We start from the raw sequence: 24,371 nt of genomic DNA, 5'->3' as shown, positions 1-24,371 counted from the left end.
GAAGTCAATAGGGGCTCCGCTCGTAGTAAGCCGCAGCCTCCTCCGGGGTGGTGTAGTCAAAAACCTCGTGGAGCTCCAGCATGACCTGTTCAATGTCGGCGGGCTTGAAGCCGCACCGCTCCATCGCAGAGATCACATAGCCCCGGCAGGCCCCCTCGCTCCACGGCTGGGAAAGCAGGGCCGCCAATTCTGGATCGTAGTTCATAGAGCGTTCCCCTTTTTCATAAAGATATAGGGGAGCGCCGCGCTCATTTTCTTGCCCCGTCATAAGACAGCATCCTCGGCGGCGGCGCTCCCCCGCAAAGAGGGCGGCGGCCCGGCACTGTGGCCTGGGGCCCCCGCGTCCTCTTTACGGAGAGGGAAAAAACTTCCTCTCATATACCCAGGACAAAAAAGGGGCAAATGGAGATGGTAATTAGAAATTTTCTCTTAAATATTTTTTCATCCGTTTGATGCCGCTTTCCACGGAACAACGGACGGCGCTTTTATCCACGCCCTCCTCGCGGGCAATCTGGCGGTAGCTCTTGCCGAGGATCAAGTGAGCGTCCACCCGGCGGCCCTGGATTTCCGGCAGGGAGTTGAGGGCGTTCCACAGACGGAAAAACATTTCTTTCCGATCCAGGAGCTCCTGGGGGCTGGGCTCGTGCAGACACGCGGAGTATTCGATCCCGTCATCGCAGTCCAGGGAATAAAACGCCTTGTTCCGGGTAAGCCGCCGCTGATAGGCCGCTTCATTCCTCCGGCTGGCCAGAAGCACCTCGGCCACTTCATCGGGCACCTCCACCAGCTCGTCCACTATGTACCAATAATAAAAATCTTTCATATTGATTGTAGTCATAACTTGTCCTCCATTTTGTTTCGGTGGGTTGGTTGATCGGAAACAAAATGGAGGGCTGGCGGGGAGCGGCACCCAGGGGAGCCGCCCCGTACCCCTGGACACTTTGTCCAGAAGTAAGGCAAGCAAAATGCGCTTGCACAGCACAAGGCCGCACAAGCGCATAAAGCGAGGAATTTATTTATATTAGAACAATTTTCGCAACCAATATCAGAATATCCTGGTCCGGTGCCTGGGCTTTTTTTGACAAATTAAGGGCATGGACAAGGCAAAGAAACACGGCGTACCTCCTTTGCCGCCGTGGGTATAAAAAAGCGGCGGCCTTGAAATGATTAGTTTCAAAACCGCCGTTTGACTTCTGCCCCTATTTGAGGCGCATAACAACACAGCCGCCAATCCAACGGTTTTTTTATATGCCGTTTCCGTTGGCGGCCCCCAAACAACTATTAACCTCAAGAAAAAATACAGAAAAGAGAATATAATACGGTGCCGATGCCAAGTAATATATACACTATTCTCAACCCGAACGAATATTTTGCGTCTGGATTTCTCGTTAAGAATTTTGGTAATTTTATTTTGTTGCAGATAAAACCGAATATCACAAAACCTGCACCAATCACAAGCGTTACATATTGCCAATACTCACTTAAAAACTTTTCTATAAACTCCATCACTTACCCATCCAATATTTCATGCAATACTCACTCAATTTTTCATAGTCAAACATATAATTAACGTCCATGAGATAATTTTCCATCATCGCCACGGAACTAATAAGCTGTAAATCTATTTTGCCATCTTCAAGCTGGTCATTCTTTAAGATGAACAGGCTTGTTTTCTTGTCCTGCGTCATTTCGGAATTAGTCTTTTTGCAATAAATAGGTTCATCAATCCAATCCCATTTAGGATCTACGGGAATAAGTACGATTTCAGGAATGTTATTATCGTCTATGCCATAGCCCATAAGCCAGTTGTAATATGTATGAACAGTTTTCGTTAGTTTTTTCTTTGTTGTCATTTTCCAGACAACGGCGGTCTGATAATCTTTCCCTGTCTTTTCCTTAAATACTTCCGCTACCTTTTTCATATTTTCTTCTTGTTTAGCGGTCAGCTTTCCTTGCAGCGGCTTAAAAATGTTTCCAAACAATCCCATGATTTTTCACCTTTCCTTTTTGTTATTGTTGCAGTCGTTTTTGCATTGAAAGTTTATCCTCTTTCCATGCTTCATACAATTCCTCGTTTTCTTCCCACAATTCTCTTAATTCAGAATTATCAGAAAGAATGGCACCAATAGCCGTTACTGCTTTTTGTTTGAGGGGAGAAAAGTCAAAACATTTTTGTGAACTTGTCCACTCAAAATAATCTTCCTCATCACATCTATACACAAAGCTGTTTATTACGCTGTCAATAACGGCCGCTGATACTAAAGCGTAATGAGCTTCATCATAGCCGATATATTCAGCCTGTATAACCTCATCAAAATATCGTTCCATATCAGCAATTATGTCTAATGAATTTTTAAGGTCAGTCAAAGCGTCATACGCAGTATCATCATCAAAAACACCATAATTCCATGCGCCCATATATCATCCTCCTTTATCTACCGGGCCACTTCTGGACAAAGTGTCCAGAAGTCCGCACCTAAACAAGCAACGTAGCGATACTACACACGATCAACACGCATCCCCCGCGCCAAAGATGAAGCGGCAAGTTCCTCTTTATTTTTCCTGTTCTTGCTCTAATCGCTGAAAGAGTATATCAAGATAATTTCTTTTATCCAATTAGTACCACACGTCCACGCTCTGGGAAATAAATATTCAACCCCATCTTCCAAAGTTCAAAATAAGGACGGAAAGGATTTTCCCGTTTCGTATCATACATAGGCCACTGGAGATAATCGGACAATAGATAATCGCAGTTGATATGGTACAATGCCTCAGTCATTAACTCAATATCCTCATAGCCCTCCTTGTACAGCATATCGCTACACCAATCTATCAAATCAGTTTCTATTTCTGTACTTTCTCCATTTATTTGTTGCTGATAGGCTTCTTCTCTGAAAGTCTGGGCAGCTTGTCCGAATAAAATTTCTATTTTGGCGTTCTCGTCCAATGGAGCAGCTTCCTTGAACTCCTCCACGAAAATACGATTTATATTTCTAATATAGGCTTGTACTGCATTTTCAGCGTTCTGTCTATTATCTTCTGAAAATCGAGTAAAGAAATACCCTGCATAGCTGGTTTGTTCGTCTGGCAGTTCAACCTTTGCTGTATCTTTGCTGATTTCATCAATTTCCAAAAGTTCTTGTAACATATTTAATCCAGTTTGCCCATAGAGAGCAAAAATAGGGCGCAGATGTTCGATATTTCCACCGCGCAACTCCTGAAACAGAAAAGGCGGTACAGCTTCTTCCTCCAAATCGTAATCATGTTCTTCAAAGATTTCCATTAGTAATGGGTCTTGTTGAATAATCTCTGCCCAACGATTGGGAAGATATTTTTTACATTCATCTATTGTCATTAAAAATTTCTCCTCCTTTTCCTGCATATAGGGTGTTCTTATAGTACATCTTCATGCCAGATTTGACGAAGCGTAATTCCTTTTTCAAAGGTTTCCTCTGTGCCATCTTCAAAATGGACTTCAACCCGAATAGCTTCTTCATTCTCGTCATTTTCCGATTGATTAACCCAGTCAACCCATTCGATTATTGGAGATAGTTCATCATTGTCCCTAACAATTCGATACCCTTCTCCCAGATTTTCAGATAAAACATCTTCAATTTTATCAAGCTGCATTGTCATTAACTCCTTTCCGTTTCATCATCTTCAATTTCAATCCATTCCCCGGTTTCGTCTTTCTCCATACACGTGCCATAAGGCAAGGACAACAGGGGCACTACGGTTGGGTCAATGCGGCAAATGTCTCGAATATCGTAAAAGCCGCCGTTTTCGTCATCTTCAATTTCATCGTCATCATCGGAAAAGAACCCCCAGCCGGTGTCCCAGCCCCATTCCTCACGCTCCGGCGCTACCCGTTCTGCCACCTTGATTTTATAACCCTCTTGAGCGATACGGTCAGTTGCATAGCAGAATAGGGGACCGTCCCAATCGGGAATGATAGGCGGCTTTCCATCGGCGGCACGTGCAACACGCAGTTCGGGATCATCTTCAAATTCTGCTTCCAAAAATTCTTTTAACCGCTTATCCAAAATTGCACTTATCGCCTGGTAGCTTTCCTCGGTATAAGGCAAAAGCAAATATGCGGCTTCTTCCTCCTCAATGCTATTCCATGTATGGTCTTTCAAAACAGCCAGAGCGCAATCACGGTAGTCCCGAAGATAGCCATAGGGGTTTGAGCGATTGTCCTGGGCATACCATTGAGCAAAGCCAGAGCCTACCCGATCAAAAAATTGTGTGGACAATTTTCCGTCCAGCTTGTCCCGGATAAACACACGCAAGTCGGGGCCATTCCCCGCCCTAACTGCTTCTACCACATTTCGGTACTGGGTAAGAAACGGATTACTCATTTGCCCTCGTTCCATAGCCCAACGCAGATAAACGGCCATAGAGTTGTAAGCGGCCAGTTCATCAACAGGCAAATGCAAATCCCGGATACGTTTTAGATGACTTTCCGCATTATCCATTTCCGCTAAATCATAGCCAATCGTATCTTCATCTGTAATTGCATTAAGGCGCGTGGGGTTAATGACCTCCAAGATTTCGTCCGGGCATTTATCTATAAGTTCATCTACACTATTTTCTAACTTAAACTCCATTTCTTCCTTGTAGAGAGGGATAAGCTGATAAAAATTCACTTCGTCCCCGTCGGGGAGAGTGCAGAAGTATGAGGGTTCACCAAACACACCAGGGTTTAATAACATAGCCCCGCACAATTTTGTACTTTCCGCAAATGGCTCACCGGAACTTATGGTATGTCCCCAGCCAAGCCAAGTATTTCTATCTTTAACAGGTATGCGGGCAGTCCATTTCAAAACATCAATAGGCCAATACCATTTTTCCTCTTGCCAATCCTCCTCCGACAATTTCCAATCCGGGGGAAGATTGATTAAAAGCTCTGCCCGTTCCAATTTTTTCTCTGTTAGTTCCTCTGGCACGTTCATTCTATGAGCGCCCATTCCAAATGTAACAAGGGTATAATAGTTATGATCTTTTCGCGGTGGAATAACGCAGATGTCCAAATGAATACCTGTGGAAACACTTTCGTGAAATACGTAATCATAATGACCGAAATATTTTTCAATGTGTTTCTCTACCGCATCCCAATCGGCCTCGTCATACATTTCGACTGGTTCTTCCGAAAGATACCCCTCACAATCGCTCACCAATTTCTGCGCTTCTGGATTGTCCGGCTCTAATTCCAGCCACCGCTTTCCATATTCAAGAGCAACAGCCGCCGTATCATCTGCCATGAGGTGAGCATATCCCATGCGAGCGTTCCAGTACGGGTCATTTTCTCCCTGTTTCCATACAGTTTCCAAAATGTCAATGGAGTGTTGGATAAGTTCCTTATCTACTTCATCATCATCTCCATGCGCCTTGTGATCTCCCAATACTGCCAAATTGCTATAAGCCCGGCCAAGCAATACGGTCAATTTATATCCACGCTCTTTTTCCGGGATAGCTTCAATGGCTTCAATACACCGGGAAAATTCATCGTTTTTATTCCACTGTTCAAGTTGTTCCAGCAAATTGTCCATACCATAATCCTCCTCCAGTTGACGTTTTCAAAACAAAAAAGCGTTTCTATCCGCGCAGAAAACTGCCTTGATAGAAACGCTTATATATACCAATATTATTGGGGGCATGACAAAAGCCCGATGCTACATAGTTATAGCACCGCTCCGCTTGCTTGCTTGCTTGCTTGCTTGCTTGCTTTAGGATGGCAGAAGTCATGTTGCTTGTCAACCCCTTTTTGAAAAGTTATTTATAGACATTATAGCAGAACATTTGAAGTATGGCAATATTCTTTTTGGAATGTTCGCCCCCTGCACTATCCGCTCCAAAGCGCCTGTTTTTCGGGTTTGCACGAAACGGCAAGCAGGGCAGGTGTGCCCACACCTGCTATTTTTGCGTGGCCGGTAGCCCCGCAAAAATGCTTGTTGGGGAGCTCCCCAAACCCGCTGGACTTCTGGACACTTTGTCCAGAAGTCCTTATTGTCTGCGGCCCCGGCGCTACCGCTCCTGGGCCTTATCTTCCCGCCCTTCTGGATAGCAGCGCAGGAAGTCGATGTTGCCCTTGACCGCCACAGCCTCACGCATATCCGCCTGGGCTTTGCGGTACTCGGCATAGAGGGCCTTTTTCTTTTCAGAGAGCTCACGCCGCCGCTTTTTCAGCGCGTCCATCTTTGGGAGTTTTGCCCCGTCCAAAAGCTCACTCATGGCGGCCTTTGCCGCCCGATAGTCAGAAAGCTCCGCCTCGTGCTGGGCCAGATATTTTTTAGAATACCGGGCCGCCTTGTAGCCGTCAAACACGGGCCTCGTCTTTGCGTACTGCACCACCGCCCCCATGAGCTGGGAAGTATGGGAGAGGGCGGCCTCGGTGTCCCGCAGCTCCCCGGCCAGGGTGTGAAAGCGATCCACCGCCGCCTCGGTGGTGGCCTCCAGCGCCGCATAGTCGGTCAGCCCATGCTCCCGGAGATACAGGAGCGCGGCGGCCATCTGTTTGAGGTTGTAGACCTTCGCCCACCGTTCATAGGCCGGGCCTTTGCCCTGGGCCAGCCGATTTTGAATGTCGATGATGAGATCGACGCGCCGGGGCGGGGGCGGGCCATCCTTTGGCAGCTCCGGGATCGGGCGCTCCCCGGCGATCACCGCCCGGATGTCCTCCGGGTCAAAGCCCAGGCCCAGGGTGGACGAGCGCAGGCGGGTGGGCTTATCCTGCCCAGGGGCCAGGAATGAGATCACCCCGCCTCGGCCATGCTTCACCGCAAAGCCGGACTCCTCCATGAGCCGCAGGAACGCCGCAAAGTCGGCGGGCTGTTTCCCCAGGGCCTCCACGATAGCCAGCCGCACCCGCTGCTGGGCCGAGGGCGGGCGTTCCCCGATCCATTGGCCGTAGTGGAGAAAGCGGCCCTTGCTGTGGAGCTTCGGGTTTTGGATCACAGACAGATCATGCTCCAGGCATACCCGGTCAGAGAGCCGCCGCAGGGCTGCCGCCGATCTGAAAAAATCCCGGAATTTCCCGGTATAGTCCAGGGTGGTGGAATTGTAGTAAATGTGATTATGGATGTGCTGGCGGTCTGTATGGGTGGCAACGAAAAAGGCGTGCTTCCCCTTTGTCCAGCGCATAGCCGTTTCATAGCCCACCCGGTTTGCCTCCTCCGGGGTGATCTCTCCAGGACGGAAGGACTGCCGGATCTGATAGCACAGCACATCCGCATCCCGCCGCTGCTCCCGGCCCGTGACGGCTTTGTACTTTGCCTTTGCCAGCAGAAACTCGGCATCGGCTGTGCGGTGGTCGCACTCATAGGCGGAAATGAGCTCCCCGCCTTGGGTTTTCTCCGGGTTTTGGCCGTAGTCGAAACGGTCTTTCAGCGATTGGGCAACAGTTTCCCCCTTGCTGATATGGTGGGTGATCAAGCGTGTTGTGGCCGTAGGCTCACCTCCTCCAGATAGACGAAAAGCGGGCGACGGGAAAATCCCCGCCGCCCGGCACTTCTGGACAAAGTGTCCAGAGGTCATCAGCTAAACATAAAATCCTGCAAAGCGTATTTCACCCCATACAGGCGCTCCAGCAGCCACTCCCCGATGGCCGGGAGCCCAAAGGGGGAAACCAAAAACGCCAGCACCAGCATGGCAATACACCCGGTATGCAGCCCTGCGAAAAAACCGCAGGCCGCCAGCAGAACGAAAACCGTACACGCCAGCCAGCAGAGCGCCCCTGCGATGCAGGAGAGGAACGAGAGCACCGCCACAGCGAGGATCAGCGCCAGAACAAAGGGGGCCGCGATGATTTTCAAAATGATACGCATGGTTCATACCTCCTACAAAAGTTTGCTATTTGCCTCTATATGTATATTATAACTCAGTAAGAGGGGGCCAACAAGGATGACTCCGGCTGCCCCCACCTCTGGGCAAAGTGTCCAGAAGCCGGGGCAGCCGGGGAGCGTTGCGCTCCCCGGCAAGGGTTAAAGCTCCACCACCGCCGACAGCTTTTTGAGCAGGTCGGACAGCGGCTCCCACAGGGTTTCATAGTCCCGCTGGAGGGCCTTGATCTCCTCCGGGTAAATGCCGCCGTAGGTGTTCGCCTGGATCGCCACCTGGTTTAGATTGTTGGAGCACCGCCGCTGGAGTGATACCAACTCCCGGACGGGCGAAAGGTCAACATGGAGCACATAGCCGTTGAGCGCCATTTTCCGCACATAGGCCCCCAGGTTACGGACACCCGCCTCGGCCATGCGCTCCCGGATCAGCGCCAGCTCCTCCTCGGACACCATCACATGAAGATGGACAGGGCGGCGGCGCTTTTTCTGGCTCACCGTTCCTCGCGCTCCCGGCTCCGATAGGGGCGGGGCGGCTCCTTTACCTTGTCCAGCGGCTTTTCCTCCTCCGGGGGCTGGGGGGAGCCAAACACGCCGCACAGCCTTTTCATTTCCAGGTCGGCCCGATCCTGTTCCCTCTGTTTTTCCATACACATACCTCCTAACGCTCGCCCCTATCGGGGGCTTTCTTTTTTGGAGCCTCCGGCTCCCGGTGCTCCAGGGCCTCCCGCTGGGCGGCCTTGATTTGTTCGGCAATCGGCTGTTTTTCTTTCGCCTGTTTGTGGGCCTTAGCTGCTACTTGACGCTCCACCCCACGGGCGCGGGCGGTAAGCTGCTCCGGGGTGACATACTCTTTCGCCACATAGCTGCCAAAGTCGGGATAAAACCAGGTCAGCCGCCTTTGTTCCGGGACATGGTGGGCGTCCTCCCATTTGCCTACCACCTGGGCCTGGGCATCCATCTGCCGCCGGATGTCCAGATTTTCACGGGAGGGCCGCAGTTCATAATCCTGCATTTCCCGCTCAGTCAGCGGCTGGGCATAGGTGATGGCACCACACGCCTGGAACGCCTCACCCGTCACTTCCAGGCGGGTGAAATATAAATCCATGTGGACAGGACGGTTAAAGTAGCTGTTCGGGTAGGTGCCGATGTCGATGGGCCGCTGGGTGGAGTAGTATTTGTAGGTTTCCTTGTCCGGGGCCTGCTCTACCTCAAACACATGATAGCGCCGCTGATAGTCCTCAGCCCGATTGTGAAAATCCCGTTCTGCCATATCCGGCTCGTTGTGATAGTGGCCCCAAAAGAAGTCCCGGTGCCCGTCCTGCTCGTTGAATTGCCATGTTACATAGGGGTTTGGAGCCTTGGGGTTTTCCCCCAGCACAAAGCCACATTTGTTGTCAAACAGGATCGTGTGGCGTATCACATAGCCTTGATTTTCTTCCAGAATACCGCCTCCTTGTCATAATCAAATAGGCCGCCACCTCTGGACAAAGTGTCCAGAAGTGACAGCGTGGGGATGTGGAAAGCATTTGGCTAAAACGGGGGTAGGCCAAAGAAACATACGGCCCACCCCAAAACCGGCCCCGGAAAGCCTTGTGATCAGCGGGTTTTCCGGGGCCTAATTTTCCACACATCACCTCCGCTTTTTCCGCATATACTCCCGCTTTTGCCGCCGCAGGGCGATCCGGGCGCAAACCTCGGAGCAGTAGGCCATGCGCCCATCCACGGGGACAGCCCCGCCGCAGATGGGGCAGGGTTTGAAAACCGGGGGCGGGCCCTCGGTCAAGAGCGCCGCCTCCAGCGCCGGATCAAGGGGCAGGACAGCCTCCCGGAAATAACGGCAATAGGCCCCCGTCCAGCATTTGCCGAACATATAACATTCGCACTCCAGGGGCAGGCATCCATATTCCTTGTTATAGTTGGCGCACCACTTCACCACCAGGGCGCGGATTTTCCTTTTTTCCTCGCGGGTCAGTTCACGGGCCACCCCATCACCTCCCGGCAGGGGTTTTCAAAAGCTCCCGGTAGCAGGACACGCAGCTGATCCCCCGCCAGTAGGGGCACCCGGAGCAACGGGAGCCTTTGGGCTCTTTGGGGATGGAGGGGGCCAGAGGCCGGGGCTTCTGTTTCATCATTTTTTCATAGGGGTTATTGGTAAAGTTCATTCCTCATCCTCCTCGCTGTTTTCGTCCTCGTCCCAGGGCGGGCCGTCGTCCTCATAGTCCTCCTCGCCGTAGTCCTCCTCCGGCTCGGCGGCCTGCTGCTGTTTGGGCCGGATCACCTTGAAATAGAACGCGGCCCCGCCGCCGATCCCAGCCACTGCCAGGATGAGAAGGAGCCTCCCCATGCTGCCGCCTGTTTCCGGCTCCTCCGCAGGCTCCTCAGTTTCCGCAGGCTCCGGGGCGACGCCCACGCATTTTCCCATATTGACAGAGCAGACGGCGCACTCTGTATTGACAGCCCCCACCTCGCATTTTTCAGAGCAGGAGCACACCGCCTGTTCCACGCCAGCGGCCTCGGCTGCGGCCAGCAGGTCGGCTTCGTCCACCACATTCAGAAAATAGGTTTCGTACTGTTCGCCCTCCTCGTCCACGGGCTTGTCGTAGTCAATGACGAAATAAAATGTAGCCCCGCCGCTGGTCTGGACGGTGATAAACTGCTTGTTGGTGTTTTCGTCATAGAGCAGGTCGCGGGTCACAAAACCGCCCTCCTCCGAAAAGCCCTGGCCGGGCTCTATGGTAGGCTCCGGCTCCGGGGCCAGGGTTTCCATTGTGGGATCGCCGTAGTCCTCATACTCGCCGCCCCCAGCATAGGCGGTGGTGCTGAATCCGCATAAAAGAACAGCGGCGCAAAGCGCCGCCGTCAAAGACTTCCATCGTTTCATATTCAATTTTCCTCCTTTTCCATAGGCCCCGACTTCTGGACACTTTGTCCAGAAGTACCCTCCCGGAGCTGCTGAAGCACCAGGGGCAGCTCCTCCAGGGAAATGCTCAGACCCCGCACGATGTCCACGATCTCGCTGTTTTCCGCCTCCAGCTTGTTTTTCTCCAGCTCCTTGAGCCGGGCCTGCTGCTCGTTGATTTTGGCCTTGACCTTTTCGATCTCGGCCTGGATTTTTTGGCTTTTGCTTGCCGCCATAGAGTACCTCCAATCATGGTAAACGCCCGTAGGCGTAGAAATGGGACTGCCAGTAGCTTGTATTCAAATTCGCGTAGCTGATGGGATCGCCCGCATGGATCATCATCCCGTCCCCCACATAGATACCACAGTGGGAAACGCCGCTTGTATCATAGGTACCCTCAAAAAAGACCAGATCGCCGGGGCGGGGCGCGCTGGTGGGGGTGCAGATGTTGTAGAGCCCCTGGGCCCCCAGGCGGCCCACATCCCAGCCGGAGTGATTGATCACCCAGGATACGAAGCCGGAGCAGTCAAAGGAAGTGGCGGGGGAGCTGCCGCCCCACACATAGGGATAACCCAGGTACTTTTCCGCCTCGCCCAAGATAGCCGCAAAGGTTTCATCGTCCAGATATTCCTCCGGCACATCGTAGTCGGCGGGCGGTTTCGTGTATTTGTCCACATACCCGGACTCCGGGAACAGGTCGGGCCGGTTGCCCAGGCTGGACATATAGAGGGCATACCGGGCCAGCTCCTCCTCGCCCATAAGCTCCAGGGGGAGATGGGAAAGGTTTTTGTTTTCCAGCGTCACATAGCAGATATACCAGTTATACGGGACTTCCACCTCATAATCGTTGCCCTCGCTGTCTGTGCGGGTTTCCGTCCGGTAGCGCACCTCCACCACCACATCCTCGGTGAGAATGTATTGGCGGTCAAAGAGCATTTCCAGGGTGCCCTGTACCTGGGCAAGCGTCCATTCCCCCTCGTGAAGCACAGAGAGGATGGAGATGAGCACATAGGGATCGTGTTCAATCCCGTCCAGGTCAAAATGGTATTCGTCATAGTCGTGGGTGCTTTCGTAGGTGTCCAGGTAGTTTTGCAGCTCCGCCTCCATATCCGCATAGGCGGCCTCAGCCCCCAGGATGTCCTCATCCTTTGATGGATAGGTGGTAGCGCCCACGGCCCCCGCGCCGGAGTTGCCAAACATCACCAGGGAGGACGAACAGGACTGCATGATAAAGAGCAGGAGCACACAGGCCAGGGCCAGGAGCACCCCCACGGGATGCCGCTTGATGAAGCCCACCGCCTGGGCTCCGGCTCTTTCCGTGGCGGCGGCAGTCTGTTTTGCCGCCTTTGCCGCCCCAGCCCTGGCGGTCTGCCGTGCCTGCTTGCGGTATTGCCGTTTCTGCCAAAACCGTTTCCAGGCATTTTTCTCCAGCTCCGGGTGCTCCTGGGCCGCCACGCGGAACTGATGATCCGCCGCAGCCTTGATATATTTGGACTCCGCCCGCTGGACAGCCTTTGCCGGGTGTTCCCGGATTTTCTTCTTGACGAAGCGGGAGCCATGCCGCAGGGCGGTTTCACCCGCCAGCTCGGAACGGTGGGCTCCCTCGGTGCCCACATTCTCCTGTTCCACCTCAAAGAGCTTGCCATGCACGAAGCCGTGAACCGTACCGCCAGCGGCCCGGCCCACCCGCCTCACCGGGCCGGGCTTTTTGGGTGGCTTCTGCTTTGCCAGCTTATCTTTGGCCGCCTCCAGCTTTTCCCCGCGCTTTTCCATACGGAGCTTGGACGCGGCGGCCTGTTCCTGCTGGCTCTTTTGCCGAAATTTTGACTTCTGGACACTTTGTCCAGAGGTGCCGCTGTCCGCAGCCCCAGCATCACCTGGGGAGCCGCCCCCAGCGGCCTCGCCAGGATCGGCGGTGCTCTCCCAGGAGCCTGGGCGTTCCATTGGCTCTTGTTTTGGCCTATTCGGTTTTCGCTTCATTCTTCAAATCCTCCGGGCGGGTGGTGAGCAGGTTGTAAATCTCCCCTTTGGGGAAACGGTCAACAAAGGGGATGGTCACATCCCCATAGAACAGCAGGCCCTCGCCGGAATTGCTGTGGGTGATATAGGAAAGCTGGTGCTCGGAAATGCCGAGCTGCTTTGCCAGGATCGCCCGGTCACTTTGGGCCTGGGCCAACAGGATCATAAAGTCGGTGTTGTCCAAAATGGCCTCGATCTCCCGGCTGGCTAACAGGTCTTTCACATTCTGCGTAAGTGCGCTGGGGACGCAGCCCTTTTTGCGGAGCATCTTCCACACGGCCACAAAGTAGCTGGCGGTGAGGGCATCCCGGAGCAAAATGTGAAACTCGTCAAAGTAGCACCAGGTCGAAATGCCGTTGTGGAAATTCACGTTGACCGCCGAAGTGACAAAATCGTTGGTGATGTGCATGGCGATCTTCCGCAGGTTTTCCCCCAGCCCTTTGAGGACGATGCACACCACGCGGGCGGTCAAGTCCACATTGGTCGGGTGGTTGAACAGGTTGAGGGAGCCGGTGCAGTAGAGCTCCAGGGCGGTTGCCACCCGCCGGGCCTCCGGCTCCGGCTGTTTCAGAAGCTCCTCATACAAGTCCTGGAGCAAGGGCGGCTTGCTGTCCCCAATCCCCAGGGCCATATCCCGGTAGATGAGCCGCACACAGCGGTCGATCACCGTCTTTTCGATAGGCTGTAAACCATCCTTGCCGCCCACCACCAGCTCGCACAGGGACAACAAAAAATCCGCTTTCATTGAAAGCGGGCTCTCGTCCTCATCCATATCCAGCCGAATGTCCATAGGGTTGATATGGTTGGGAGAACCGGGGGCGATCTCAATGACTTGCCCGCCCAGCCGCCGCACCAGCGGGGCATACTCGCCCATTGGATCGACGATCAAAATTCTGTCCTGGGGGATGGTGAGGAACACGTTTAGGAGCTCCCTTTTTGCCGCAAAGGATTTTCCCGATCCGGTAGAGCCCAGGTACAGGCCGTTGGCCGATTTCAGCTTTTTCCGGTCAGCTATGATGACATTGTGGGAAAGGGCGTTCATCCCGTAGTAGAGGGACGGCCCCGCCATCCGCAGCTCCCTGGTCATAAAGGGAATGAAAATCGCCGTGGAGCTGGTCGTCATGCCCCGCTGGATTTCCACCTCGTTATAGCCCAGGGCCAGGGAGGACACAAAGCCCTGCTCCTGCTGCCAGTCCAGACGCTTTAGGGCACAGTTGTATTTCTGCGCGATGCCGCCCACCGTGAAAATATCATTTTCCAGCCGCTGGCGGGTGGGGGCGATGTTCACCACCGTAAAAGTCAGCAGAAACATCCGCTCGTTGCGGGATTGCAGGTCGGCCAGCAGCTCCGCCGCGTCTTTGGAAAAGGTAATGAGGTCGGGGGGCAGGATGTCGGGATCATACCCGGCCCGCACCGCCTTGCGCTGTTCCTCCACCTTCATTTTTCCAATGTCGGACAGCTTGCCTTTTACCGTTTTAATGGCCTTGAGCTGATCCACCGTCTGGATGTGCATGGTCACGGTCAGCTCTGCGTCCAGCTCCAGGATTTCCGCCAGGAGCTTATCGGAGAGCTCCGAAGCCATGATCTGCAAATAGGAAGCCGCGCCCCAATACTGGCCCACCCGGAACAGGCGGGACTGCCTAAAGTCGAAGCTGTCCGGGGCGATATAGTCTTTGGTACCCAGCCCTGTTTTGGGAATGTCCTGCCAGGAGAAGCGGAACGGCTCCCGGCTGCCGGGGTGCATCTGGCTGTGGAGCAGGGCCAGCCGTGACCGCCCGTCCAGGGGCTCCGAAGGTACCCCCAGCCGTTTGAGATTGCCTGTCACATCGGCCTCCACACGCTCCAGCCGGGGCCGGGCCTCCCCGATCCCATCGGCGGGGAGCCCAAAGGTGATATATTTTGACCGCTCGATCCCGTTGTTTGACCGGGCAATCTGGTTTTTTAGCATCCCGGTAAATTCGGCCCGGACGCTGTTGAAGTCATCCTGGGCCTGGGGGATGTTCACCCGGTATTTGTTCCGGGAACGGGAGCGGCGGTTGATAAAGGAGAGCTGGAACGGCAAAGAGGTGTCAAAGTAATTGAGGAACGAACTCCAGCCGCCGAAAATCGCCGTCTGATCCTCGGTGCTTGCCACGGAATAGTTGATGTCCTCATATTCCACCGTCTTTGTATAGAGCCCGCCGGGGAGCTGGCACACCCCGTCCGGGTGCATCACCAGATAAGGGATCGTCTGCTGGGCAGACAACGCAGCTTTCCGGTCAGCGGCCTTTCCGGGGCCGCGCTTTTGATTTTTTGCTTTCTGCAATCGCATCCTCCTTTCCCGCAGCGCCCCGATGGGTGAACGGGGCGTAAATGTTTTCTGTTCGGTAGGGCCTCACCCCAGGCCGCAGGAAACGGGCCCGGATGATGTTTCGCACCACCTTTTCCAGCGGGAGCCCGTCTTTCTCATACATAGCCAGCAAAAATGCGGGGAGCGCCACCGCCATCATAAGGAACATGGCCCCGGTGTTGCCGATGGAGCTCCGGGCCAACAGATAGGACGGGACGCCCACCGCCGCCGCGATCCCGAAGCACACAAGCTGGCGTTTCGTCAGATTAAAGGCAAGTTTGGTTTTGACCTTTGACAGATCGTTGGGAACATTCACATAGGGAATTTTGATCACTCCTTTCCGGCCCGGCCACTTCTGGACACTTTGTCCAGAAGCCCAGGCAGTTTTAACGCAGGGCCTCCGCGATCCCCGCCATGATATACTCCGCGCAGGGCAGGGCGATGGCGTTGCCCAGGGCCTTGTACCGCTGGGACGCGCTGATCTCCCTGCCGTCAGCCCCGTACTTCGTCCACCCCTCCGGCAAGCCCATCAGCCGCTCACATTCCAATTCCGTAGGGAAACGAATACAGCCGCCTGCCGGATCGTACTCGTACCAAAAAGCGAACGGTGTCACCGTACCGGCTAACAGAGTGGGAAAAGGGTCAGTTGGAAATCCGAAACTGTTTTGGAACGCTGTTTGTTCCCCCTCCTTGGCGGCTCCCCGCATACGGAACCCTTGAAAGGGTCTGGTGACGGGTACGCGCCCCCCTGTTTCAAGAACAGGGCCTCGATCTCCGCCGGGGGCGGGCAGCCCGCCCGCTGTGCAAGGCGCAGGAAGTGGGAGCATTGGGCGGGGCTTAAACAATATTTCGGGAGCACGCCGCCCTCCAAAGTCTGCCACAAGAAAGACGCGCTGGCGTCGGGCCAGCCGGGGCCTTGCCCAATGCTGGGCATCCAGGAGCCGCCATGCGAGATCGGGGCATCCCCCTCGCACCATTCCGGCGTTTGCCCATCTTCCCGAAGCAGGCATTGAAATTTCGGTGTCTGTGAAAGCGGATAGGACGGCTCTAAAGTCCATCCGGTCATTTGAAGAAAACGCTCCCATGACGTTTTCCCAAACAGAGATAACTGGATATAGATCATTGGTGGCCTTTCTCATTTCTTGAATGATACGGATGGCGTGAAAAAACAGGCCGGATTTGGTGCCGTCCAGCCCCTCACGCCTGCCGATCTGTGAAAGATTTTGACAGGGGGAGCCAAAGGTCAGCACATGGACGGGAGGGATGGCCCCGCCGTCCAGTTTGGTGATGTCCCCCAGGTGGGCCATATCCGGGAAGTGCCGCCGGGTGATAGAGATAGGGGCGGCCTCGATCTCGCTTGCCCACAGGGGGCGGATGTCGCACCGCGACGCCGCCAGGGGGAAAACCCCGATCCCGTCAAACAGGCTCCCCAAAGTGAGCCCGCTCACAAGCCCTCCTTTTGATCTGCCTCCTCTGGACACTTTGTCCAGAAGTCCGGGATCGTGGGCTCCACCTCATTTCCCCACACGTCCCAGCCGGGCGGGGACTGTCTTGCGAACAGCTCCACCCTGGGTAAGTCGCCCATAAGGGCCACGATCTTTTCACGGGCCTCCTCCGGCTTGCGGCTGTGCTCCCGAACAGGGGAAATGATAAACTGATGGACATTTGCCGCCTGCCGTTTGGGGTGTCCCCGTGTCGCCAGCAGGCAGACCTCCGCGTTGCCCCGTGTCCAAAAGCCCAGGCCGTAAAACCAGCCGGGGGACTTGCGGTTTTGTTTGAGCCAGACGAAAGCCACGCTTTTATAAGTGAAGCCCCACGCCTGGATCAGCCGCAGGGCCTCCGGGAGCTGCGGGAATGTGGCCCACAAAAAAAGCGCGCTGTCCTTGGCCGCAAGGTCGGCCACAGGCAACGCGCATAGCTCCGATATGCTCATGGTGGGGTAATGGTTTTCCGCCGCCCCCTGTACCTTTTTCGCTGTGTAGCGCCAGGGGGGATCGGCATAAATGATAGAATAGCGTCCGATAGTTAAACTCCTTTCTCCCCAGCCTCCACCGCTGCCCGCGCCGCACGGATGCGCTCACTGGCGGCAGCGTAGTAGGCCGGGACAGTTTCAAAACAAATAAAGCGGCGGCCTGTGTTGAGGGCAGCCACTGCCGTTGTGCCAGAGCCAGCGCAGATGTCCGCCACCACCTCGCCGGGCCGGGTATAGGTCTTGATGAAATACTCGCTCAGCGCCACAGGCTTTTGCGTGGGATGGACGGTGCGCTGGACGGTGGGAAAGGCCAGCACATTTCCGGGAAAGCGCAGGCCGTCCTCCGATCCGCTGCCGGAGCGGATGAACTTTCCGTAGTTGGTGCTGTCCCCACGGTTGCCCGCGATTTTCTTGTAGGGCTTACCTTGTTCAAACTGCGGGTTATAAAGCGGAAGTTTCTGATAGAACACCAGAATATTCTCCGTCTTTTTCAGCGGGGCCCGCCTCGCGTTGAGGAAACCTGTGCACCGGCTCTTGTACCACACCCATTCATAGCGGAGCATGGGGAGGTTGGAAGCCCCCAGCACCTTATCATAGGGGCACTGTGCGAAGAACAGCACCGCCCCCTCCGGCTTGACGGCCCATTTCACCGCCTCCCACAGCTCCGGGAGGGGCAGCGGCACATCCCAAAAGTTCCGGGTGGTGCCATAGGGCGGATCGGTCAAAAGCATATCCACCGAATGACGGGGCAGAGAGCGCAGCCCCGCGATGCCGTCTTGCAGGAACAGGCCCTCCGGGGACTTCTGGACACTTTGTCCAGAGGTATCGAATGTCGTTTTTTCCATTGAAGCGCCTCCTCTCAATGCGCCCCGAAGATGCGCTGGGCGATGCCGCCCGTCTTAAACAGCATAAAGCAGAGCAAAACTGTGTAGCCCACAATGCCCCAAATCGCCCCAATGGGATCTCCGCTGGTGACGATCCCTTGGACGAGCACCGCATAGATGGCAACGCATACCAGAATGAGCATCCCTTGAAAGCCCACGGCGAACAGGGAACGCAGATAATTCTGGCCCGTCTGCCCCACCTCCCGGTGGGCCAGGGTAGCCATAGGGATGGGGGCCAAGCTGGTCAGCAAATAGATTTCCAACATCCTGCCATAGACCAGTACAAAAATGACAATGCCCAGCGCCCACATGGTCACACCGACAATAGAGGATTGGAGCCACAGGCCGAGAAGCGGCCCCAAGTCCATGCCCTCCAGGGAGGTTTCCAGCTCCGCCATCATATCCGGCGTGATGTCCGTGGAGCCCTGGATGAGCCCGCCCGCCTGGGCGATCACGGACTGCGACACATCGAACACCGCCATAACGATATTAAAGGTGTTGGACAGGATGAGAATGGCACAAGCCGTTTTGAACATCCATTTATAGATATTCGCCACATCAAACTCGTGCATATTGTTCTTTTCCAAAAGCATCTGTATCAGCTCATAGGTGGCAACAAAGGTCAGCACCAGACCGGCAATCGGCAAGATCACCGTTTCGGAAAGCTGGCGTATAAGGGAGAAAACCCCGGCGTTCCAAGCCGCCGGGGTAGTCCCCACTTGTACCGCAATCTCCCCGACCTGGGCGTTGACGTAATCGGTGAGCCCCTCCAGGTTGCCCATGATCCCGCCAATCAGCAGCTCTTTGAGCCAGTTTGTGAGCCAGTCGGTGAGAAAATCCATAAGCCGTTACCTTAAAACAGCCCGGACAGCAGGGGGATCAAGGTGGTGCCCAGCAGGATGATGCCGCCGCCCGCCATGAGCTGCTTCATGCCCTGGCTTTTTGAGCCAGGATTATCCGATCCATAGCCCTCCAGCAGATTGACAACGCCCCACACGCCAAGACCAGCGCCGAGGGCAACAACAAGGGTCTGCAAAGTATCAATCGCGGAAGAAAAAAACTGCATAGAGCCTCCATTTCTCCGGGGGAGCCCCCGGCTATGAAAAAAGCCGCCATTTCTGGCGGCAGGTTACGACCTCTGGACACTTTGTCCAGAAGTGGGATTTATACATAGGCGTCCGGGTCATCCACATCGTCATAGTTGAGGATGTCCTCGTCCTCGCCTATGGGCCCTGTGTCTGTCCCGTCTGCCTCGTACACCTCACAAGCCTCATTCAGCCCAGGCCGCCTGCGGCGGTTGATGAGCTGATCGAGGGAAAAGGCGTTTTTCACTTTATCGGCCTCAGCCGTATATTTGTAGTTGGGGTGCTGCTTCAAGTCGTACTTTGGGGAATAGAACGGGGGCAGGCCCCGAAGCTGTAAAATACAGCGATCCCCCGGCATGGTGGCAAGCTCGGCGGGAGTCATCAGCTCCCGGCCAAGCCGCTGGGTGTTCTGGTTGTAGCTTTCTGACTGGCCTTTGGAGCGCCCGTCCGTCTGCATATAGATGGTGGACTTCCCCAGCCAGTTTTCCGAAATCTCCTTGATGGTGGAGCTTTCCCTGCCACCCAGGAAAACCACGCTGTCCATATTTCCCATGATCGTTTCCGCGTGCTTGTCATAAATGGCCTTGCACTGCGCCATCTGCTGGTAAAAGAGCGTCAGCGATATTTCACGGGAACGGATAACGGCCACCAGCTTTTCCAGGTTGGGCACCTGCCCTGTATTGGCCGCCTCGTCCCACAGCACCCGCACATGATGGGGCAGGCGGCCCCCATGAACATTGTCGGCCCTCTCGCACAACAGGTTGAACATCTGCGAAAAAGCCAGAGCCACAAGGAAGTTGTAGGTTGGCGTGGTGTCGGAAATGGTGAAGAACACCGCCGTTTTCCGATCTCCGATACGGTCAAGCCCCAGCTCGTCATAGCTCATGATCTCCCTAAGCTGGGGGATGTCAAAGGGGGCCAGCCGGGAGCCGCAGGAGATCAGAATACTTTTGGCCGTCTTGCCGCTGGCCAGCTTATATTTCTTGTACTGCTTCACCGCAAAGCAATCCGGCTTGCGCTTTTCCAGCCCCTTGAACATATAGTCCACCGCGTTCATAAAGTTTTCGTTGTCCTCCTTCACCTCCATGCCGGAGATCATATCCACCAGGGTATTCATATTCCGATCCTCGGCGGGGCCCTCGAAAATGATATAGGCGATAAGGGCGCAGTACAAAAGCGTTTCCGCCTTTGTCCAAAATGGATCACCCTCCTTGCCCTCGCCTTTGGTGTTGGCTATGAGGGTATCGACAAACTTTAGAATATCAGCCTCGTTGCGGATATACGCCAGGGGGTTATAGTGCATACTTTGGGAAAAATCAATGGAATTGAACACCTTGATCCGATAGCCCCTCCGTTGCAGGAAAGCCCCCACCTGGGAGAGAACCCCGCCCTTTGGATCGACCACCACAAAGCTGCACCCGCCCTTTTTCTTCGCGCTGGCCTGGAGAAGCTGCGGGGTGAGCCAGAACCGGGTTTTGCCGGAGCCGGACGAACCGATCACACAGGCGTTGAGGTTGCGGGCGTTGGCCGGATTTTTGGGGTGGGTGTTCATGGTAAGAAGCTCCGTCCCGGTGAGGATAACATTGTTTTCAAAGACTGGATCGACGAAAGGGGCTATATCTTTAGGCCCGCCCCATCGGGCGCTCCCGAACTCCTCATCCCGCCGGAATTTCTTTGCGTTCTTGTTCTTGAAGTAGATCAGCAGCCGGAAGCCCACCGCGCCCACAATGCCAACAAGCCAGTCAAAGGGATCAAGCCCCGGCGCAAGGTTGGCAAAGGCCGGGCCCACCGTCTGCCCCAGGCCCATGAGCTTATGGGGGAAATCCGCGCCAGCGGCCAGCCGGTAGGCTGTCCCCAGCTTTAGGCAGGCCCACAGCACAAACAAATAGGGGATGTTTGGTATCACATATTTTTTGACACTACCTGTCCTCATGCACCGCCTCCTTTGTGCGTTCCAGCTTTTGGGCGGGCTGGCGGGCCGCTTCTGTGGCGGCCTCCTTGATCTGCTCCCGGATGGGGGCTTTTGTGGATTTGGTGCGCTTTAGCAGCCGTTTGGAATACTCGGAGAAACAGGCTGTGATCGCGTCGGCCTGCCCCGCCTTGAAGAACAGCAGGTGCTTATCCGGCGCGACTTGATAAAAGGCGTAGTCCACATTCCATTTCCGGGCTACCCGGTCAAAGAGGGCCGGGGCCTCCACCTCGATACTGTTGGTGGCAGCCCCGTGGCCCATGAGCTGCCCCACCGTCTGCCTGCCGTGGGGCGTCTGCTTGGCCCGGTGATGTTTGGCGATCTTCCGGCCTACCGCCTGGAGAACATAGGCAAGCCCCCGCGCCGTGAGCTTGCTTGCCTTAATAGATACTGCTATGGTACGTCTGGAAATGTCCTCGTCTATCAGCCCTTATCCCTCCTTCCACACGAAAAAAGCACTTCTGGACAATGTGTCCAGAAGTGCCGCTATCGGTCTGTATGGCTTTGCTCCGGGCGGGGGCGTTCCGCCGCCTGGGGAAAACGGTCAATGACTTCTTTATAAGCCGCCATCTGCTCCCGGATGGAAAGCTGCGGATAAGCAAAAACCTTGTGCTCGTCTGGAATGTCCTCCAGCCCGTGGTAGTATTCAATAAACTGGCTGCCGTTGGGGAGGAAAAAACCGCCTTTGACAAACCCGCCATCCTCATTGATCCGCATATCCCGGCCATACGCCTCATAATCGAAATAATCCCGCAGGTTTTCGGGAATGTTGATTAGTTCCATGTCCTCCGCGTAAATGCGGCCCAGGGTTTCATCATCAGACACGCCGATATAGAAATCGTAGCAATCCAGATTTTCCACCAGATTGATGAGGTCGCCCACGCCGGAGGTATGCTCGCCGCTGGCAACAGCCGCCTCAAACTTTTCCAAATCGCTTTTATCCAGCTCGGAGAGCAGGCAGGCCAGATGGTTGAGCTCGTCAATGCTTTCGTATTCTCCCAGGCAGGCGTTGAGTTCCGGCAGGTCGCCGTCATAGTCGGCAATAAAAATCTCCTCATACTGGATATTGTCAACGCCGATCCGTTTAAGGAGCGCCTGTACTTCCTCCGTAGTCGTGGGGAATTTCAACGGCTCGCTTGCCAGCTCACCCTCGTTGTATTTCCCCAGGTTGGTGACATACGCCTCAATGACCGCCATATCAGCGCCGCCTCTGGCCCTTGACGGTGAGGATGCCGTCCAGGGTGGTGGCGGTGATCCCCAGCCGCTGGGCCACAGCGATGTCATTTTTCACCGCTACATTGACATAGCTCCCGCATACCACCAGCACGCGGGAGCGCCGGAGCAGGTCGCGCCCCATATCAATACCGCTTTTATGCTCCTCCGGCACTGCGTCATTGAGGAACAGCGGCAGATAGAGCATAGGGCAGATGGGGGAATATCCCGCATCATAGACAATGCGGCAGTATTTAGCTGCCTGCTCCATGACCTCGCACTCGCCGCCGCGCCATGCGGCGGTCACATACGCAAGGGGTCGCTTCATAATCAAAACCTCCGTTTCTTTTTCTTATATTTAATAGGTAGGGGGTCAACCCTATCCCCCCGCCCTTTCCCTATCCAGGGAAAGGGGGCGGCTCTGGAGGATATACCCCCGCCGCTTGCCGGAAATAGCACAGCCGGGGCAGGCCGTAAAGGGCAGGCCGCCGCAAGCGGCGGGCGTTCCGCCCCTTGACGGCCCACTCCCGGCTGTGCAGCATAAACCCCGGCGACGGGGGATATATCACCGCAGAGCCCATCCCAAGCGCAGGGCGCGTACCTCTGGACAAAGTGTCCAGAGGCGGGGCCCGGTCACTTATCGAGCTCGTGTTTCTTCTCAGGCTTTGCCAGTTCGGGCGGCTGTTTCTCTTTCCACTCGTCCAGCAGGGCTATGATCTGCTCCTTCATTTTGGCAGGAGTGACCTCCTTGCCGAAATACTTGTTGAGTTCGTCGGTACTGATGATCACGTTGTCAACCTCCCTTTTTTCTTCGCTCAAAATACCATCGATCACATCGCCGTTGAGCAAGCCCTCCTGGTCGAGCTCCCGGAGCCGCTTTGCCTGTTTGACCGAGGGGGAGGACTGCTCCCCATCAATGGACACGGCGATAAGCCGCTGGTTTTCCGGCTTGATATACGACAGTTCCACAGCGGGCATAAATCCCATATTTTTAGCGTCCACCTTTTCCAGAAGCTCCGGGACAAGATGGTTAAGGCGAACATAGCGGAGCACCTTTTTATAGTTCATATCATGCTCCTTGCCCACGATCTCCACCGAGAGCTTACCCAGGGCCTCCGCTTCCTTGTCATTTTTGGGCCGGGCCCCCTGGCGTTTGATGGCTTCCAGCTCCAAATCCAGGAGCTTTGCCAATTCGCTGGGGAGAGGGTCGCCCCGCTGCTTGTTGCTGTTCTTCATTTCACGGACAGCTTCAAGATCGGTCATCTCACGGACAATACAGGGGATCTCATCCAAGCCAGCCCGCTCACCGCCATGACAGCGGCGGTGGCCCGCGATGATCTCATAGCCGTTGCCGTCTTTTTCCGGGCGGACGGTGGCGGGGGTCATAATGCCGTGTTCCTTGATCGTCCCCACCAGATCGTCCATCGCCTTATCGTCCTGCACCTTAAAGGGGTGATCCCGCAAGGTATGGAATGGATGAAGCTCTGACAGCTTCAAATAGACGATTTTTCCCTGCTCCACCGGGCGGGGCGGCACCTCCGGCGTAGGCGGCAGCTTGATCTCCGGGGCGGGTGCCTCCGCCTCCTTGACCGGGGCGGCCTTAGTGGATTTAGGCGGTTGCTTACCATCCGCAAAGGGAGTTTCACGCTTGCCCGACAAAAAATCTTTCACATTTTGATTGCGTTCCCGTCGTATTTTTCCCCCACGCTGGGCGAGGGTAAGCTCTTGTTCCTTACTTCTGGACACTTTGTCCAGAGCTGGGGACGGGGACTCGCCACGGGCCGCCTTGTCAGCCTTGGCCGGGCGGCCTGTGCGGGGCTCCGGCCCCTTTTCCGGTTTGTCCCCCTGGGGAGAATCCTGCTCCTTGGGGGGACGGCCCCGGCGTTTTGCCGTCTTTTCCTCCGGTTCCACTTTTTTATCCTGGTCGGGGGATTTTTTCACCTTATCAGCTTCAACCTGCGGCGCAGGCTGGGCTGGAACATCCCCGCCCATTCCAGGGGTAACAGACTGTTCCGGCTGGCGTACCGGGCCGGTGCCAGCTGCGGGCTCCTCTACCGTTTCCGGGACAGGGGGCTTCGTCACAGTTTGAGCATCCCCAACAGAGCCCTCGCCAGGGGACTCCGGGCCTGCTTTCAGTTTGTCATCTGCCATTCGCTAACCTCCT

Annotated in this window: 29 protein-coding genes and 1 pseudogene; all 30 read right to left on the bottom strand. The window is 55.1% G+C overall.

All coding sequences use genetic code 11. The annotated features are described in order from the left end of the window. Nucleotides 1–4 precede the first annotated feature (4 nt). Nucleotides 5–268: a hypothetical protein gene (locus tag NE473_RS15235; RefSeq protein WP_233513001.1), complete on the bottom strand. Its 264-nt coding sequence runs from the start codon at nucleotides 266–268 to the stop codon at nucleotides 5–7. A 147-nt stretch (nucleotides 269–415) separates the two neighbouring features. After that, nucleotides 416–838: an RNA polymerase sigma factor gene (locus NE473_RS15230; protein ID WP_015563780.1), complete on the bottom strand. Its 423-nt coding sequence runs from the start codon at nucleotides 836–838 to the stop codon at nucleotides 416–418. A gap of 667 nt (nucleotides 839–1,505) precedes the next feature. Further along, nucleotides 1,506–1,988 carry a hypothetical protein gene (locus tag NE473_RS15225; RefSeq protein WP_015563779.1) on the bottom strand — a complete coding sequence of 161 codons (483 nt, stop codon included), beginning with the start codon at nucleotides 1,986–1,988 and terminating at the stop codon, nucleotides 1,506–1,508. A gap of 22 nt (nucleotides 1,989–2,010) precedes the next feature. Then, entirely contained in the window at nucleotides 2,011–2,418 is a 408-nt protein-coding gene (locus NE473_RS15220; protein ID WP_015563778.1) for a DUF4259 domain-containing protein, read from the bottom strand. Nucleotides 2,419–2,608: 190 nt separating this feature from the next. Continuing rightward, a complete protein-coding gene (locus NE473_RS15215) occupies nucleotides 2,609–3,355 on the bottom strand; it encodes a hypothetical protein (protein ID WP_025483351.1) in 747 nt (248 codons plus the stop codon). 38 nt (nucleotides 3,356–3,393) lie between these two features. Next, a complete protein-coding gene (locus NE473_RS15210) occupies nucleotides 3,394–3,630 on the bottom strand; it encodes a hypothetical protein (RefSeq protein ID WP_015563776.1) in 237 nt (78 codons plus the stop codon). Between the two features lie 5 nt (nucleotides 3,631–3,635). Further along, complete coding sequence (locus NE473_RS15205) at nucleotides 3,636–5,552, bottom strand: immunity protein Imm33 domain-containing protein (RefSeq protein WP_256265328.1); 1,917 nt, start codon at nucleotides 5,550–5,552, stop codon at nucleotides 3,636–3,638. A 475-nt stretch (nucleotides 5,553–6,027) separates the two neighbouring features. Continuing rightward, the gene (locus NE473_RS15200; RefSeq protein WP_054343783.1) at nucleotides 6,028–7,389 is read right to left on the bottom strand and encodes a relaxase/mobilization nuclease domain-containing protein; all 1,362 of its coding nucleotides are present in this window, start codon (nucleotides 7,387–7,389) and stop codon (nucleotides 6,028–6,030) included. A 146-nt stretch (nucleotides 7,390–7,535) separates the two neighbouring features. After that, the gene (locus tag NE473_RS15195) at nucleotides 7,536–7,826 is read right to left on the bottom strand and encodes a CD1845 family protein (RefSeq protein WP_015563774.1); all 291 of its coding nucleotides are present in this window, start codon (nucleotides 7,824–7,826) and stop codon (nucleotides 7,536–7,538) included. A gap of 156 nt (nucleotides 7,827–7,982) precedes the next feature. After that, entirely contained in the window at nucleotides 7,983–8,333 is a 351-nt protein-coding gene (locus tag NE473_RS15190) for a plasmid mobilization protein (RefSeq protein ID WP_002578766.1), read from the bottom strand. Beyond that, entirely contained in the window at nucleotides 8,330–8,485 is a 156-nt protein-coding gene (locus NE473_RS15185) for a hypothetical protein (protein ID WP_015563773.1), read from the bottom strand. Before NE473_RS15185 ends, NE473_RS15190 begins: the two co-directional genes overlap by 4 nt. A gap of 11 nt (nucleotides 8,486–8,496) precedes the next feature. Further along, on the bottom strand, nucleotides 8,497–9,258 hold the full coding sequence (locus NE473_RS15180; protein ID WP_051400576.1) for a defense against restriction DarA-related protein: 762 nt from the start codon (nucleotides 9,256–9,258) through the stop codon (nucleotides 8,497–8,499). 210 nt (nucleotides 9,259–9,468) lie between these two features. Next, complete coding sequence (locus tag NE473_RS15175; RefSeq protein WP_025483355.1) at nucleotides 9,469–9,822, bottom strand: cysteine-rich VLP domain-containing protein; 354 nt, start codon at nucleotides 9,820–9,822, stop codon at nucleotides 9,469–9,471. A gap of 4 nt (nucleotides 9,823–9,826) precedes the next feature. Further along, nucleotides 9,827–10,000: a hypothetical protein gene (locus NE473_RS15170; protein ID WP_256265327.1), complete on the bottom strand. Its 174-nt coding sequence runs from the start codon at nucleotides 9,998–10,000 to the stop codon at nucleotides 9,827–9,829. Next, the gene (locus NE473_RS15165) at nucleotides 9,997–10,719 is read right to left on the bottom strand and encodes a DUF4366 domain-containing protein (protein ID WP_025483356.1); all 723 of its coding nucleotides are present in this window, start codon (nucleotides 10,717–10,719) and stop codon (nucleotides 9,997–9,999) included. The genes NE473_RS15170 and NE473_RS15165 overlap by 4 nt, the downstream gene beginning before the upstream one ends. A gap of 2 nt (nucleotides 10,720–10,721) precedes the next feature. Beyond that, nucleotides 10,722–10,973, bottom strand: a complete 252-nt coding sequence (locus tag NE473_RS15160) for a DUF4315 family protein (RefSeq protein ID WP_025483358.1) — start codon at nucleotides 10,971–10,973, stop codon at nucleotides 10,722–10,724. A gap of 13 nt (nucleotides 10,974–10,986) precedes the next feature. Further along, entirely contained in the window at nucleotides 10,987–12,717 is a 1,731-nt protein-coding gene (locus NE473_RS15155) for a C40 family peptidase (RefSeq protein ID WP_025483359.1), read from the bottom strand. After that, nucleotides 12,698–15,067 (bottom strand): VirB4-like conjugal transfer ATPase, CD1110 family, encoded by a 2,370-nt coding sequence (locus tag NE473_RS15150; RefSeq protein ID WP_349769246.1) that lies wholly within the window; start codon nucleotides 15,065–15,067, stop codon nucleotides 12,698–12,700. The genes NE473_RS15155 and NE473_RS15150 overlap by 20 nt, the downstream gene beginning before the upstream one ends. After that, nucleotides 15,015–15,410: a PrgI family protein gene (locus NE473_RS15145; protein ID WP_025483362.1), complete on the bottom strand. Its 396-nt coding sequence runs from the start codon at nucleotides 15,408–15,410 to the stop codon at nucleotides 15,015–15,017. The genes NE473_RS15150 and NE473_RS15145 overlap by 53 nt, the downstream gene beginning before the upstream one ends. Before the next feature lie 61 nt (nucleotides 15,411–15,471). Further along, complete coding sequence (locus NE473_RS33145; RefSeq protein ID WP_502802830.1) at nucleotides 15,472–15,792, bottom strand: DNA cytosine methyltransferase; 321 nt, start codon at nucleotides 15,790–15,792, stop codon at nucleotides 15,472–15,474. A 186-nt stretch (nucleotides 15,793–15,978) separates the two neighbouring features. Continuing rightward, nucleotides 15,979–16,533, bottom strand: a pseudogene (locus NE473_RS33140) (DNA cytosine methyltransferase); the annotation flags it as partial. After that, nucleotides 16,530–17,108: an MT-A70 family methyltransferase gene (locus tag NE473_RS15135; protein ID WP_081739064.1), complete on the bottom strand. Its 579-nt coding sequence runs from the start codon at nucleotides 17,106–17,108 to the stop codon at nucleotides 16,530–16,532. The gene NE473_RS15135 and the pseudogene NE473_RS33140, both read right to left, overlap by 4 nt. Before the next feature lie 2 nt (nucleotides 17,109–17,110). Next, entirely contained in the window at nucleotides 17,111–17,902 is a 792-nt protein-coding gene (locus NE473_RS15130) for a DNA-methyltransferase (protein WP_025483365.1), read from the bottom strand. 14 nt (nucleotides 17,903–17,916) lie between these two features. Next, nucleotides 17,917–18,783, bottom strand: coding sequence for a VirB6/TrbL-like conjugal transfer protein, CD1112 family (locus NE473_RS15125; protein ID WP_256265325.1), 867 nt, complete (start codon nucleotides 18,781–18,783; stop codon nucleotides 17,917–17,919). Between the two features lie 11 nt (nucleotides 18,784–18,794). Continuing rightward, nucleotides 18,795–19,007 carry a Maff2 family protein gene (locus tag NE473_RS15120; protein ID WP_002578752.1) on the bottom strand — a complete coding sequence of 71 codons (213 nt, stop codon included), beginning with the start codon at nucleotides 19,005–19,007 and terminating at the stop codon, nucleotides 18,795–18,797. A 98-nt stretch (nucleotides 19,008–19,105) separates the two neighbouring features. Then, on the bottom strand, nucleotides 19,106–20,959 hold the full coding sequence (locus NE473_RS15115; protein WP_256265324.1) for a VirD4-like conjugal transfer protein, CD1115 family: 1,854 nt from the start codon (nucleotides 20,957–20,959) through the stop codon (nucleotides 19,106–19,108). After that, a complete protein-coding gene (locus NE473_RS15110; RefSeq protein ID WP_034576453.1) occupies nucleotides 20,946–21,317 on the bottom strand; it encodes a DUF3801 domain-containing protein in 372 nt (123 codons plus the stop codon). Before NE473_RS15110 ends, NE473_RS15115 begins: the two co-directional genes overlap by 14 nt. Nucleotides 21,318–21,481: 164 nt before the next feature. After that, nucleotides 21,482–22,192, bottom strand: coding sequence for an antirestriction protein ArdA (locus NE473_RS15105; protein ID WP_025483377.1), 711 nt, complete (start codon nucleotides 22,190–22,192; stop codon nucleotides 21,482–21,484). A 1-nt stretch (nucleotide 22,193) separates the two neighbouring features. Then, on the bottom strand, nucleotides 22,194–22,535 hold the full coding sequence (locus tag NE473_RS15100) for a DUF7768 domain-containing protein (RefSeq protein WP_025483379.1): 342 nt from the start codon (nucleotides 22,533–22,535) through the stop codon (nucleotides 22,194–22,196). 305 nt (nucleotides 22,536–22,840) lie between these two features. Then, nucleotides 22,841–24,358, bottom strand: a complete 1,518-nt coding sequence (locus NE473_RS15095) for a ParB/RepB/Spo0J family partition protein (RefSeq protein WP_025483381.1) — start codon at nucleotides 24,356–24,358, stop codon at nucleotides 22,841–22,843. Nucleotides 24,359–24,371 lie beyond the last annotated feature (13 nt).

Origin of the sequence: Hungatella sp. SL.1.14 (genome assembly GCF_024460495.1) — a bacterium.
In the GTDB taxonomy this organism is placed as follows: Bacteria; Bacillota; Clostridia; order Lachnospirales; family Lachnospiraceae; genus Hungatella; species Hungatella hathewayi.
Note: the sequence above shows the minus strand (reverse complement) of the source record. Positions and strands in the feature narration are given on the sequence as shown.